The organism is Marinomonas pontica (assembly GCF_026191375.1).
GTDB classification, from domain to species: Bacteria; Pseudomonadota; Gammaproteobacteria; order Pseudomonadales; family Marinomonadaceae; genus Marinomonas; species Marinomonas pontica.
In genome coordinates this window covers 17013-30863 of sequence record NZ_JAODTL010000024.1, presented here as the reverse complement: position 1 = coordinate 30863, position 13851 = coordinate 17013, and the positions used below count along the sequence as shown (strand labels likewise).

The window sequence follows — 13851 nt, the reverse complement described above, 5'->3', positions numbered from 1 at the left end:
AAAGGCCGCAATAAAAGCGACCTTTTGGATAACTCAATACAGTATGAAAGAAAGCGCTTATTCGGTTCGGAAACGCACCACCATCACATGCAATTGCTTGCTTAATTCGTCTTGTTTACGACACAAGTCAGCCACATCACCCGAAATATCAGACACACGATGCGCCGATTCACTGATCGCATTAATGTTTTCATTCACCCCTTCGGTAACCGCTCTTTGCTCTTCCGCTGATGCTGCCGTTTGCATGGTCATATCACGCATTTGCTTAACAACTTCTTCGATCTGCTCAAAAGACACCAATGCTTGATCGGACAAGTTAATGGCATTTTCAGACTCAGACACACTGGTCATCATCGAATCCGACGCTTGCTTGGTACGATTAGCCAGTAAACCCAAGATACTACTGATCTGCTCCGTTGACTCTTGCGTGCGCCCAGCCAAAGTGCGCACTTCATCCGCCACCACCGCAAAGCCTCGACCTTGTTCACCTGCGCGTGCCGCTTCAATGGCGGCGTTTAGCGCCAGTAAGTTTGTTTGCTCTGCAATCGCCTGAATGGTGGATAAAATTTGATTAATATTGACCGTTTCTTTTTGCAATTCGGTAATGATGTTATTGGACTCTTTTAAACGAGCACCTAAGCGATTGACCCCTTCGGCGCTGTTTTTAAGAAGCGTCTTACCTGCAATGGTGGTTTCTAGCCCTTTCTCAGAGAATTGCGCAGAATTCGCGCAGCTTTCTGCGGCCTCGTTGGAGGCGATTAACATCTGCTGCCCTGCTTCGGCAATCAACTCGATAGATTGCAATTGTTTTGTCGCCGACTGAGCCACCTCGCTGGCTTTTGCAGAGGTTTCTGCCGCGATCTTATCGATCTGAATACTGGATGTTTTGATGCCTAGAATCAGTTTTCGAGTGGTCTCTATAAATTGATTAAACCAATTCGACAAACTGCCTGTTTCATCATTGGTTTGAATGTCGATTTGCGACGTCAAATCTCCTTCACCTTCAGCAAGCGTACGCAAATGGTTAGAAACTGATTCAATGGGTGTAATAAAACCTTTCGCCATCAAGTAGGCCACAAAACCAAAAACAATCAAAAGCAACACACAAACAATCGCGGTGGTTTTGACCATTTCAACCGTGCTTAAGTAAATCTCAGACGCAGGCATCAAGCCAACAAACTTCCATTTTAGATTTGGCGAAGTGTAAATATTCGCGTAGTAGTTTTCGCCATCAAGCGAGAAATTCACCACGCCAGCCGATGATTTCGCAATCATCTGATAAGCATCGCCGTCTAATTCACCAATGGGTTTGAAATTATTTTCTGGATGAATGGCATCCACCAAAACGGTTCCCGTGTTCTCGATCACCATGATGCTGCCGGAACTGCCCAGTTTAGTTCGATTAGCCATTTCCGTTAGTGTTTTAATAGACACGTCCACGGCCACCACACCGCCGATTTTATTGCCTTTATTGTAGGTACGCACCGCCGATACATAGACAGCATCATCAGGCTCCCAATAATAAGCATCACGCAATACCACTTCACCCGGAGTTTGCATCGCTCTTGTGTACCAAGCGCGCTGTTTTGGGTGCCATTCATTGTAGCCGTACGTACCTGGCCATTCTAAATAGCCATCAGCATCGTCGCCGATGTACACGTAAACGTAGTTGGGATTGTTTTTACCGATGTCTTCAAAAAGGTTAAAAACCCCTTCTTCACGTCCACCATTTTGTTTGGCGACTTTACTCGGGGCTTTGCCTTCTTTTTCATGGTAGGTCGTTAAAGGCTTGGCATTGGGGTCGGACACTAGGTCACTTTCCGCCATGAAGCCGACAACGTATTTAATATCGGTAAGAAATTGGTCAAACGTTTCTTCTACTGCACCTAACGTTTGACCACTGTTTTTAGCAAAGTCTTTCAGAGCTTGGTCAGAAGCAAGGAACCCCGTTATTGCACTAACGACCAAAACAGGCAACACAGTGGCAATTGAAAAAGCAATCAACAGCTTCGTTTTGATTTTCATAAACTTCGTCCAAAATGTCTCAATAGCATGAAAAGCAGTGGTGTAAAAATACTCGTTAAAAAACGATAGTTTTTAATACCATTTACCACTTTTAAACGACTATTAATCAGGTTTTTATACTTCCTTACTTTTTACTTAATTCCATCGATTTAGCTAAAATACTGTATTACTCTTATATTGACTATAGCTAATTTTGAAAAAACATAAGTAAAATTCTACAAGAAAAATGTATTAAAAATGTAGGAGGGAAAAACTAAAAAAACTGACAAAAAGCGCCCACTTAATGTCGTTAAGCGTGCTTTATTACTGTTGAAGAAGAATGGATAAAACAGAAGAAGAACAGACAGATAAAAAGTTAACCAAAAGCGCTCATCACCCGATACACTTCTGGCAACACGGTGGTGTTGTCTTTTTGCATAGACTCGCATAGCTCTTTAATGAAGGGGGTTTGCTCAGGGTATGCTTGCAGCCATGCCAACACGGCTTCTTGTACTTCCAGCAAACTCTGCTCGTATGTGACGGGTGCACCTAGGGCAATAAGTTTTTCTTTAAAATCAACTTCATCAACCAAGTCTACAATCATCATAGCGTATACCTATTCTGCAAAATCTGCTCAAACAACCATCAGCGGGGTAAACAGCTTATACCCAAAACCCTGTTTAGCGCACCACTTTTTCTTCTAATAATAAATCAAAAATCGCTTGCGCCTTTTCCGCTGGCGTTTCGTTCTTCATGATTTTCCCACCACCGCCGACGGGTTTTGCGGTAGCGGCCTTCATTCGGTCTGCGGCGGTCTTGGCCTTCACGACTTTTAATCGTTTAGGGCGCGGTTTTGCGGCACTCATTTCCCATTGGATTGCGGCATCGTCCACAACACTGTCTACGGTTTCTACATGGAGTGTGGCACGCAGGCCCGGGCCGAAAGCGGTTTGACGAGCCTCCTGAGCCGCATTGTCGACGCTGGCAATGAATGGCAAAGTTACTTGTACAGAACGTCGTTGACCACGCGGCAGCGCCAACAGCACTTCGGCTTGGCCATCCTTTATGTGTAGAATTTCAGCCACGCGAGGCACCAATGGCCAACCCAGTGCTTCAGCCAACAAATACGGCAGCATGCCAGAAGATTCACCACTTTCAGAACGCACCCCCGTTAAAACCACGCTGGGCAATTGCGCTTTTAAAAACGACGTCAGTACAGGCAATGCGTCACATTCTTTTCCCTGTGACAAGACCGTCATCGAGGGCAACCCCATTCCTGCGTATTGTCGCAGAACAGGGTCTTGATCCTCCCCTACATGCACAACGGTTAACGCCTCACCCACCAATGAAAGCCCCAATTCAACGGCTCTGCCATCTTGTTCGGCACGACGTGAGCGGCCAGATTGAGGGTGACGACCAATGGATACCAAAGAAACCACATTCACGTTAGGCTGCATCACTTTCCTCCTCTTCCTTTGATAACTCTCGCTGTTGAGCCAATCTGGTTAACTCTGCCAAAATCGCCTCACTGTCTGCAATCACCGCTAAATCAGCCCGTTTCACCATGTCACAGCCTGCATCCGTATTAATAGCAACCACTTTGTCGCACTGACCAATGCCTTGCATGTGTTGAATCGCCCCGGAAATACCCACCGCCAAATACACGCGAGCTGTCACCCACGTACCCGAAGCGCCCACCTGACGCGAACGAGGCATAAAGCCGTCGTCGACCGCCACGCGGCTTGCCCCTTCCGTCGCTCGCAATGCGGCAGCGGCAGAATGGAATTGATCCCAGTTGTGAATACCGTTGCCAGCAGACAAAATAAATTCCGCTTCGGCCAAGGGCACTGCATTCGAATCTACGTCAATTTGCCCCTGATCAATCAGTCGATGGTCCCCTTCTGCCATCGAGACGTCAAACTCCAACGCCAATGGCAAAGCTTCATGACGCGTGTCTTCCACTGCATTCGCACATTCTTCCATCAGCATAAGAATACGGGGCGTTGTTCGGCTGATGTCTTGGCTGCCTGACGCGCCTCGGCTTATCGTTTTTTCGCTGGTCACTTGCCACGCTTGTGTCGCCGGTCTTTCACCTAATCGCGCCGCCAAACGGCTGCCCAAATCGCTTCCACCGTGTACGCTATCTGGAAATAACCAATGCATTGGCTGGTAGCTCGTTTCAATTTGCTGCAAGACGGACAGCCCGGCTTCGGGAGCAAACCCTTCAAAGACATTGCCTTCAAGATGAATCACTCGATCCACTCCAGCCAAATCGCATTGCGTTTCTTTGTTCTCTCCAAAACATACCAGCACAACAGCGACTTTGCTTTTCTCCGCAGCCAACTGATGTGCCAAGCCAAGAATGTCTTTGTCATGGCTGGTCAAACGACCACCAATCATGTCACCCACCACCATGATATAGCCTTCTGGATTTTCAACCAGGTGCAGCGGACGTTGTGAGTCTTTCGCGCTCGGCACGCGTTTCTTTCCGCCAATGGCAACAAAAGAGCCATTCGCTCTATCAATGCGTTTTAGGCCATTTGGCCCGATAAAACCTATTACATGAGGGTTCTTACGCAGCAGACCCGTTGGGCCACGCACTTCACCACCCTGTTGAGCAGACACCACACTGTCATGCAAAGGGTGCAAACGGTTTCGAGCAATCCACTCGGTTCTTAGGTCTCGTCGAAACACCGAATGTAAAGCATCGTCATTAGAAGAAAAATTACTCATTAGTGCATCTCCTTCAGTTGACCGGCCAAAATCTCAGCAATGTCTTTTACCACCGGACGAGGTTCTACCACGCCTTCCAACATCGCCGTACATTGTTGACACCCTACCGCCACCATCTCAGCACCAGTACTGATCACGTCTTCCATACGCATGTCGGCAATACGGCGTTCGCCCGGTATATCGGTAATTGGCACACCACCGCCACCGCCACAACAACGTGAGCGATAGCCAGAACGTTCCATTTCAGCGACCTCAATACCCAAGCTCGCCAACAATTCGCGTGGGGCGTCGTATTCGCCATTGTAACGTCCAAGATAACAAGGGTCGTGATACGTCACTTTGCCACCGCTAAAGGCGTCCAATTGCAAACGTCCTTCTTTGATCAAACGATTTAGGAACGTCGTGTGATGCAACACTTCTACGCCATCCAGCGCCGTCGAACCAAAATCACCGTATTCATTTTTTAAACAATGAAACGCATGAGGGTCGGTTGTCACGATGGTGTTAAAACGGTACTGAGACATGGTGGCCAAATTACGCTTTGCCAAACTTTGGAACGTCGCGTCGTCCCCCAAACGGCGAGCAACATCGCCACTGTCTCGTTCTTCGTCACCCAAAATTGCCACATCCACTTTAGCGGCTTTTAGCAGTGTCACAAAAGAACGCAATATCCGCTGACTGCGCATATCAAACGCACCATCCGAAACCCAAAACAGCACATCCGCTTGCTTTACCTCTTTCATGACATTCAAATTCTGATCAGCCGCCCAGTGAGTGCGACTCGCGGGGGAATAGCCATTGGGATTGTCTGTCGCGATAATATTTTCGAGTACCTGGGCGCCTTTGTTTGGTGTGTCGCCTTTTTCTAGCGTTAAAAAACGACGCATATCCACAATCGCGTCTACGTGCTCGATCATCATCGGGCACTCTTCCACGCACGCTCGACAAGTAGTACACGACCAAAGAGTGTCGGGATTGATCAATCCATTCGTGATAATTTGATCTTTTCCGCCCACGGCGTTACCCACGTCTTGAACACCACCTGAGCCATCAGGATAGGGGCTACCTGCGTATTTTTCGTCCGTGCCGCCCGCAAACCCCACCACCATATCTTGAATGAGTTTTTTAGGATTCAATGGCTGCCCCGCCGCGAACGCAGGACACACCGCTTCGCAACGACCACATTGCACACACGCGTCAAAGCCTAATAACTGATTCCACTTAAAATCCGTTGGTTTTGAAACCCCGTGCACATCGCCACCCAACACCGCAGGCTTTAGACCCGTTGAACGACCGCCACCAAAACGCTCTGGACGACGATGAAACGCAAGATGCAACGCCCCCGCGAAAGCGTGCTTCATTGGCCCGCCCCATGTCATGCCAAACAGCATTTCACCAAGGCTCATTAAGATCAAAACGGACAAGACTACAGTAAGCAGCCAACCGCCAAAGCCTTCGGGCAATATGCCCGCCGCTGGCAAGGTCAGTACAAAAAAGGTAATGGAAAACGTCAGCAAGCTTTTTGGCAAACGCATCCACGGCCCTTTTGAAAGGCGTGAAGGTGGATTCAAGCGACGCTTAGCGACAAACAATGCACCACAGAACATGATCACCAAAGCCGCCAATAGTGCCCAAGCAAGAATCTCACTTTTCACCCCAAACAGGTGAACAAACACCACCAGCACCATCGCCAAAACAAAGCCACCGCCTGTCGCCACGTGGGTACGAGACATATACTTGTCCCGCTCCACCACATGGTGAAGATCATGAAGGTAGCGTTTTGGCATGGCCATTAAGCCGGCCAGAATATCGACTTTTTCGGACTGCCCTGCGCGCCATAGATTGATGCGACGAACCGCACCAATCCCAGCCAGCACCAGTAGAACACCAATCAACGTAGGAGGTAACCAATCAAAAATCATGATCTATTACTCCTACAAATCCTTGCATAGACGCAAAGCATCATACATAGCCGCATGAACATTACGCTGCGACACACCGTCACCCAAACGCCACAAGATCATGCCGTCATCAGAACCACCGCTCAGTACAGGTTGAGGCTTGATATCAAACAAGGCTTCATTATCAATTTGGCCTTTATTGCATGAGCTTGGTTTTAGTGCGTAATACAAGTCTTCGTTTGGACGCGTGCCATTTTCGACAACGATCTGATCCACGACGCGCTCTTCTTTTTGTGCGGTGTATTCGTTTTCCAGTACAGCGACCAATTTATCGCCTTCTCGGTAAACCTTATCCAGCAAATAGTCCGACGTCATGATGACTTCTTTCTCATACAAAGAACGGTAATAAGTCGGAAAGGTTGTGCCACCAATGCCAACACCCGGTTTGATATCGTCGGTCACCAACTCCACTAGCGAGCCTTTCGACGCCAAATAATCCGCTGCCGACATGCCAGAGAATTCACAAATCGTGTCGTAAACCAAGACGTTTTTGCCCGGCTCGACTTTGCCACTTAGAATGTCCCAAGTAGATACAACCAAACCTTCTTCTGCACCCCACTCTGGGTTTTGGTCAATAAATGGACGACCGCCCATCGCCAAAATACACACGTCTGGGTTCAGTTCTTTGATCAATTCTTCGCTGGCCGCTGTGCCTAAACGCACCTCTACACCCAAACGTTCTATTTCCATGACCAACCAACGAGTGATCCCCGCGATTTGATCACGCTGTGGCGCTTTGGCTGCCAAGACTAATTGCCCACCTAACTCGTCGGCTTTGTCAATCAAGGTGACTTTATGACCACGTTCTGCGGCAACACGCGCCGCTTCTAATCCACCAGGGCCACCGCCAACCACCACAACGTGTCGAATCGCGCCGGTGGTTTTTTCAATAATATGAGGCAAGCCCATGTATTCACGAGACGTTGCTGCGTTTTGAATACACAACACATCCAAGCCTTGATACTGACGGTCGATGCAATAGTTTGCGCCCACGCACTGACGAATTTGATCGACCTGATCCATTTTGATCTTGGCGATAAAATGCGGGTCGGCAATGTGCGCGCGCGTCATGCCAACAAAATCCACATAACCCGCTTCGATAATGCGTTTCGCCTGATTCGGGTCTTTGATATTTTGCGCGTGAATCACCGGCACATTGACCACTTCTTTTATGCCCGCCGCCAAATACAAGAAAGGTTCAGGCGGATAGCTCATATTCGGAATCACGTTGGCTAAGGTGTTGTGCGTGTCGCAACCCGAACCGACGACGCCAAAATAGTCCACCATGCCCGTGGCATCGTAATATTGCGCGATTTTCTTCATCTCTTCGTGACCTAAGCCATCAGGATGAAATTCATCACCGGTAATACGCATACCCACAACAAAATCCGGCCCCACTTCGGCACGAACCGCTTTGAGCACTTCCATACCAAACTTCATGCGACCTTCAAACGTCCCGCCCCATTCGTCGGTACGTTTGTTCACTCGTGGTGACCAAAACTGGTCGATCAAATGCTGGTGAACCGCAGACAGCTCGACGCCATCCAAACCACCTTCTTTGGCACGACGCGCCGCTTGGACGAAATCGCCAATAATGCGCCACATTTCTTCCACTTCAATGGTTTTACAAGTCGCACGGTGAACCGGCTCACGAATGCCAGACGGCGACATTAGGTTCGGCCAATTTTCTCCGTCCCAACGAGAGCGACGCCCCATGTGGGTAATTTGAATCATGATCTTACCGCCATGTTTATGCACGGCATCGGCCAAATTCTGGAAATGCGGAATAATGCGATCGGTTGATAAATTAACCGAGCTCCACCAGCTTTGTGGGCTATCAATAGACACCACACTGGAACCACCGCAAATACAAAGCCCACAGCCGCCTTTGGCTTTTTCTTCGTAGTACTTCACATAACGATCGGTTGTCATGCCGCCATCAGTGGCGTATACCTCAGCGTGAGCCGTACTGACAATACGATTGCGAATGGTTAATTTATTAATGTTTAATGGCTCGAACAACGCATCATACTGGGACATAACATCCTGCCTTCTTGAAAACGACGTTTAACTGTTACGGTTGGCATCATCACCTGCCCGTGATGACACCATGTGTTTAAAAACGCTACAGTGGGGAAACTTGGAAGTAACCGACGTCACACCCATCTTCTGCTGCACTTTGAGTCTGAATGGCCTTGGTGCGGATCTCCAAACCATTGCTTTCTGCGATTTGATCCAATGCCCCAGCAAACCAACCCGTAAACATGTAATCCACTTTACGATTGACTTTTTTACCGTGAATTTTTTCGTAGTGATAAACAAAAGCGGAATTTTCCAAACGTACTTTTGCGGTGCCTTTTTCAATGTCTAACTCTTCGGTAATGAAAAAGCCCCAACCACGTTGCGATAGACGTTTAAGGTAGTGGTGCCAAATCTCTTGGCCATAAATACCGTGACAAGCCGACTCTTGTTCGCACCAAAAATACGCCGATTTATAACCCGCTTTGTACAAAATTTCCGCGTAACGCTCTGCGCCAATTTCGTCTTCAATCCCCATGTGATTGTTAACAAAAAAGTGACGAGGCACGTACAACATTGGCAATGCGTCCGTGTTCCAAACACCGGTTTCATCATCCACTTCGATTGGCATTTCTGGCGCGTGAGTTCCCATCATCATTCTCCCCAAACTTCTTCTAATAGATTTACCCAATTCTCACCCATAATTTTGACCACTTGGCGCTCGCTAAAGCCATGCTTCAACAACGCTTCAGTCAAGTTCGGGAAGTCACCTACCGTACGCATACCCAACGGATTAATGATCTCGCCAAAGCGAGTCAAACGGCGGGCATAGCCTTTGTCGTGAGTGAGGTATTCGAAAAAGTCGTAACCGTGACCTTGCGTAAAATCGGTACCGATGCCAATCGCGTCTTCGCCCACGATGTTGTAGATGTATTGAATGGCTTCCACATAGTCATCAATCGTGGCGTTAATTCCGGCTTTTAAGAAAGGCGCAAACATGGTCACGCCAACAAAACCGCCATTGTCAGCAATGAATTTAAGCTCTTCGTCGGTGCGGTTGCGTGGGTGCTCTTTTAGTCCTGCAGGCAAGCAGTGAGAATACGCAACAGGCTTAGTGGATTCGATGATGACTTCTTTGGCCGTGTTGGGACCAACGTGAGATAAATCACACAGCATACCGACACGGTTCATTTCTGCTACGATCTCACGACCATAACCAGACAAGCCGCCATCGCGCTCATAGCAACCTGTGCCCACCAAGTTTTGTGTGTTGTAGCACATTTGTACAATGCCCACACCAAGGTCTTTGAAGACCTGCACGTAGCCAATTTGGTCTTCAAACGCATGGGCATTTTGAAAGCCCATCATCACACCCGTTTTGCCTTCGGCTTTAGCACGATGAATATCTTTTGTGGTACGGACTTTTAATAGCAAATCGCTGTTGGCTTCGATTAGCTGATTCATCTCAACCACGTTTCGAACCGTACCTTCAAAGTTTTCCCAAAACGACACAGTGCAATTGGCCGCGGTTAACTTCCCTTTGGCCATGTCTTCAAATAATTCACGGTTCCATTTCGCGCAAATCAAACCATCGATCACAATGGCTTTATCGTGTATCTCAGCTGCGTTCATCGATTTATCCTTTCAAGGTTAAGCAATGAACTCAGTGTAATTTTTCGGGTGATGGGGGAACTGGCTGGAAACGACTAGAGAAACACTAAAAGCGACTCAACGTCTTTAGGTTATCTAACGGGTAGGATGGGGCTGATCTCTTGTGAGCGTTTAATGAACAAGTCCCTTCCCTTTTGTTTCAAGGGGAAGGCGGAGGATGGGGTTAATCTCTTGTGAGCGTTTAATGAACAAGTCCCTTCCCCTTTTGTCTTCAAGGGGAAGGCGGAGGATGGGGTTAATCTCTGCTAATAACTTGATAGCTGGGGCTATTTCTTAACAATTAAGTCTTCCAGTTTCAATCCTGTGGCTTTTTGGATGCTGCGCCATAGGTAATAAAATATCGCCATTAACATGATCATGGAGGGAATAGCGATCATTGGGTAGCTGTACAGCGTCATCTGTCCTAGTTCTTCATTAAAGGCTTCCGTTCCCGCTGGGCTGGTAACAATCCATTTCGCCAAGACGTAATTCATCGTCGCTGAGAAGACAAAAGAACCAGAAATAAAGTACGTGGCCTTCATAAGTCGCTTTTCGAACATTTCCGTACTGTTATTCTCTTCAAGCTTTTGCTTAATGGTATCAACGTCCATGATCGCGGCGTTGAAGAACATGGCCCGCACCAAAGGATAAGGTGTAAACGTCGAGATCAGAACAGCAATACCAATAACCGCGGGAATCGCCGCCTCTTTAATCGCCAGCCATTTATTGTCCAATTCGAACAACCCAATGCTGCCCGTCAGTAACACACTCACTAAACCCAACAGCGCAATAAAGTTAAACTTACGGTACTTAACTAATTCAAAAAGGCCCCAACCCAAAGGAAACGCCAGCGCGGCAATCAAACCGCCGCTGGTGCCTAATTTATCTTCTCCACTTAACTTCATCAAAATCAACGACGGCAAAATGACACTGACAATAAGATCCACCATCGGACGTGGCTTGTGTGTAGGCGTACTGTTCATAATTTTCAGGTTCCAACTTTAATTCAAATTCTAATGACGACTATCATAAAGGAAAAATGCACAAGGAAGTGAATAGACAGTGATTTTTGCTAGAAGTGCCAGAGGTTTGTGGATTTCATCGTCCTCGGAACCAATGGTACCCTCCCTTTTGTCTTCCAAGAGGAGGGTTAGGGAAGGGGTACTCCCTTCTTTGAATCTGAGGCTGACCTGCTTACGAAGCCGTCGTCGCGCAGAATAAAGCCCCTATGGTTTTTCTTTCAGCGCCCGCACACCCTGTTCGCTCACCAAATGCAAAGTTCGTTGAGGGAACGGAATCGTCAAGCCAGCGGCCTCTATCGACTCTTTGACGCGTTTGTTTAAATCCCAGTATGTCGGCCAATAATCATCCGTTTTTGCCCACGCTCTAAGCTGAATATTCACCGAACTGTCCAGCATAGAAACCACCATTGTCTGAGGGACTGGGTCTTCCAATAACCTAGGCTCACTTTCTGCCACTTGTTTAAGCACAGACAAACCAACCTCAATAGAATCCGAATAGGATATGCCAACCACAATATCCATGCGCCGCTTACCGTTTCGCGTGAAGTTCTTAATATTGTTTCCCCACAAAATGCTATTCGGAGAAGCAATGTATAAACCGTCAACGGTTTCAAACACGCAGGTGAATAAATTAATTTCTTTCACCACGCCTTGTGTGGAGCCGAACTCGATAAAATCCCCCGCTTTAAAAGGTCGTAATATGAGCAACATAATCCCGGCAGCGATGTTACTTAGTGTGTCTTTCAACGCCAAACCGATCGCCAAACCAGCCGCACCGACCAAAGCAATCAGGCTGGCCGTGTTGACACCAAAAATGTCTAAAATAAACACACCACCAATCACATACACCGCGTAACTGGCGACCGTTGAAAATATCGGTGCTAGCGTGGCGTCCAGCTTATGCAGCTTAGAATTCGTATTCAGTATTGCTTTACGTACTGCTTTTGCAATAAACGAGCTGGCTAGATATATAACCACGGCCAATACAATCCGATAACCAAGCGTCACAATGGTAGTGGAATGACTTTGCCAAAATTGAGTGAATAACTCTTCCATAAACGTCTCTTCTTCGTTTAAACCTTAACCAATGATATCTCACATTACCCAATAACCGATGAGACTAACCACACATTATAAGCAGCAAAAGCGAGCAACAACCCTGCGCCTTCATAGCGATTAATACGACCCGGTCGACGCAATCCATAAGCCATCATCAACAAAACAACCGTCATTACCATCATCACCAGCCAATCACGGGACAGCACATCCGCCGACAAATTTTGCATAGGAGAAATCACGCCAGCTATGCCTATCACGGCCAAAAGGTTAAACATGTTCGACCCAACCACATTGCCGATGGCAATATCGTGCTCACCTTTTCGCACCGCAATAATAGAAGCCGCAAGCTCTGGTAAAGACGTTCCCAATGCAACGATCGTAAGACCAATGACCAAATCACTCACCCCAAATTCATGAGCAATATTAACCGCCCCCCACACCAACACACGGGAACTGACGATCAGCAGCACCAAACCAACCACCAGCCAGAAAATGGCCTTTGCTTTAGACATAGAGTGCGATACCAACTCTTGTTCCATGTCGCTTTCTAACGCATCGTTTTTGCCCCTCATGGCAGAGAAAATACTCCAGCCAATCAGCGAAAAAAAGCCAACCAACAAAAGCACCGCCTCAACGCGCGTTAACGACTTGTCCCAAATAAAATAGCCAAATAACAAACCTATTAGCAACAACAGGGGCAGCTCTTTTCGGACGATATTAGATTGCACCATGATCGGCGCAATCAACGCCGTAACGCCAAGAATAAGCCCAGTATTGACAATATTTGACCCCAACGCATTGCCCAAAGCTAAATCAGGGTTCCCATCCATCGCGGCCATGGCAGACACCACCATTTCGGGTGCAGACGTGCCGAACCCCACAATCACCATACCGATTAATAACGGCGGCATGCCCGCGTATTTTGCCGTCACGGCAGCACCATCTACAAAACGATCCGCGCTCCACACCAACAAAACAAAACCGCCTAATAAGGCTAAAATAGCCAACATCATAGCGCCACCTCACGGAAGAAAGAAAAAACGATGAGTAAAAAACAGTAAACTGAGATCGTAATGATCTCGACAAATAAGACAGGAAAGCAAGAAAAGCAATGATTGGAAACACAGTCAGGTCCTCGGGTGGAAATGACAGAAGGCAAGAGCGGCCCTCCACCCGAGAACAACGCTTGCCTTAAGTCTTGTCAATCCATATAAAACAGGACATAACCACCACGAACAACTGTTCGGAGACTGTTGACGGTTATCTCAGACTAGACTGAGAGACTACTCCCCTAAGGTTTTGAGAATCATATTCCTATTTATATTACTTAACAATATACGCAGAACAAAAAGCCAGATAGGCAAATGAACGGTGTCACCCTCTGACAAAACCCCGTAAAATGC

Annotated in this window: 11 protein-coding genes; all 11 read right to left on the bottom strand. The window is 47.5% G+C overall.

The window, feature by feature from the left end; translation table 11 throughout:
- Window positions 1-57 precede the first annotated feature (57 nt).
- The 11 genes from N5P32_RS05130 to N5P32_RS05080 all read right to left on the bottom strand — a co-directional run bounded on the left by N5P32_RS05130 (window position 58) and on the right by N5P32_RS05080 (window position 13461).
- Window positions 58-2025 carry a methyl-accepting chemotaxis protein gene (locus N5P32_RS05130; RefSeq protein ID WP_265728055.1) on the bottom strand — a complete coding sequence of 656 codons (1968 nt, stop codon included), beginning with the start codon at window positions 2023-2025 and terminating at the stop codon, window positions 58-60.
- A gap of 355 nt (window positions 2026-2380) precedes the next feature.
- Window positions 2381-2611: a hypothetical protein gene (locus N5P32_RS05125; RefSeq protein ID WP_265728054.1), complete on the bottom strand. Its 231-nt coding sequence runs from the start codon at window positions 2609-2611 to the stop codon at window positions 2381-2383.
- 73 nt (window positions 2612-2684) lie between these two features.
- Window positions 2685-3461, bottom strand: coding sequence for an electron transfer flavoprotein subunit beta (gene etfB / locus N5P32_RS05120; protein WP_265728053.1), 777 nt, complete (start codon window positions 3459-3461; stop codon window positions 2685-2687).
- Complete coding sequence (gene etfA / locus N5P32_RS05115) at window positions 3451-4737, bottom strand: electron transfer flavoprotein subunit alpha (RefSeq protein WP_265728052.1); 1287 nt, start codon at window positions 4735-4737, stop codon at window positions 3451-3453. The genes etfB and etfA overlap by 11 nt, the downstream gene beginning before the upstream one ends.
- Window positions 4737-6659 carry a (Fe-S)-binding protein gene (locus tag N5P32_RS05110; protein ID WP_265728051.1) on the bottom strand — a complete coding sequence of 641 codons (1923 nt, stop codon included), beginning with the start codon at window positions 6657-6659 and terminating at the stop codon, window positions 4737-4739. Before N5P32_RS05110 ends, etfA begins: the two co-directional genes overlap by 1 nt.
- A gap of 12 nt (window positions 6660-6671) precedes the next feature.
- Window positions 6672-8738, bottom strand: a complete 2067-nt coding sequence (dgcA, locus tag N5P32_RS05105; RefSeq protein ID WP_265728050.1) for a dimethylglycine demethylation protein DgcA — start codon at window positions 8736-8738, stop codon at window positions 6672-6674.
- An 85-nt stretch (window positions 8739-8823) separates the two neighbouring features.
- Window positions 8824-9369 (bottom strand): DUF5943 domain-containing protein, encoded by a 546-nt coding sequence (locus N5P32_RS05100; protein ID WP_265728083.1) that lies wholly within the window; start codon window positions 9367-9369, stop codon window positions 8824-8826.
- A gap of 2 nt (window positions 9370-9371) precedes the next feature.
- Window positions 9372-10349 carry a dipeptidase gene (locus N5P32_RS05095; RefSeq protein WP_265728049.1) on the bottom strand — a complete coding sequence of 326 codons (978 nt, stop codon included), beginning with the start codon at window positions 10347-10349 and terminating at the stop codon, window positions 9372-9374.
- Window positions 10350-10654: 305 nt separating this feature from the next.
- Window positions 10655-11350 carry a VC0807 family protein gene (locus tag N5P32_RS05090; RefSeq protein WP_265728048.1) on the bottom strand — a complete coding sequence of 232 codons (696 nt, stop codon included), beginning with the start codon at window positions 11348-11350 and terminating at the stop codon, window positions 10655-10657.
- Window positions 11351-11593: 243 nt separating this feature from the next.
- Window positions 11594-12445 carry a mechanosensitive ion channel family protein gene (locus tag N5P32_RS05085; protein WP_265728047.1) on the bottom strand — a complete coding sequence of 284 codons (852 nt, stop codon included), beginning with the start codon at window positions 12443-12445 and terminating at the stop codon, window positions 11594-11596.
- 44 nt (window positions 12446-12489) lie between these two features.
- Window positions 12490-13461, bottom strand: a complete 972-nt coding sequence (locus N5P32_RS05080) for a calcium/sodium antiporter (protein WP_265728046.1) — start codon at window positions 13459-13461, stop codon at window positions 12490-12492.
- Window positions 13462-13851 lie beyond the last annotated feature (390 nt).

What these genes read in the sequence shown, in the direction of transcription:
- N5P32_RS05130 (WP_265728055.1), bottom strand. Translation starts at nt 2,025, where the DNA reads ATGAAAATCAAAACGAAGCTGTTGATTGCTTTTTCAATTGCCACTGTG.
- N5P32_RS05125 (WP_265728054.1), bottom strand. Translation starts at nt 2,611, where the DNA reads ATGATGATTGTAGACTTGGTTGATGAAGTTGATTTTAAAGAAAAACTT.
- etfB (WP_265728053.1), bottom strand. Translation starts at nt 3,461, where the DNA reads ATGCAGCCTAACGTGAATGTGGTTTCTTTGGTATCCATTGGTCGTCAC.
- etfA (WP_265728052.1), bottom strand. Translation starts at nt 4,737, where the DNA reads ATGAGTAATTTTTCTTCTAATGACGATGCTTTACATTCGGTGTTTCGA.
- N5P32_RS05110 (WP_265728051.1), bottom strand. Translation starts at nt 6,659, where the DNA reads ATGATTTTTGATTGGTTACCTCCTACGTTGATTGGTGTTCTACTGGTG.
- dgcA (WP_265728050.1), bottom strand. Translation starts at nt 8,738, where the DNA reads ATGTCCCAGTATGATGCGTTGTTCGAGCCATTAAACATTAATAAATTA.
- N5P32_RS05100 (WP_265728083.1), bottom strand. Translation starts at nt 9,369, where the DNA reads ATGGGAACTCACGCGCCAGAAATGCCAATCGAAGTGGATGATGAAACC.
- N5P32_RS05095 (WP_265728049.1), bottom strand. Translation starts at nt 10,349, where the DNA reads ATGAACGCAGCTGAGATACACGATAAAGCCATTGTGATCGATGGTTTG.
- N5P32_RS05090 (WP_265728048.1), bottom strand. Translation starts at nt 11,350, where the DNA reads ATGAACAGTACGCCTACACACAAGCCACGTCCGATGGTGGATCTTATT.
- N5P32_RS05085 (WP_265728047.1), bottom strand. Translation starts at nt 12,445, where the DNA reads ATGGAAGAGTTATTCACTCAATTTTGGCAAAGTCATTCCACTACCATT.
- N5P32_RS05080 (WP_265728046.1), bottom strand. Translation starts at nt 13,461, where the DNA reads ATGATGTTGGCTATTTTAGCCTTATTAGGCGGTTTTGTTTTGTTGGTG.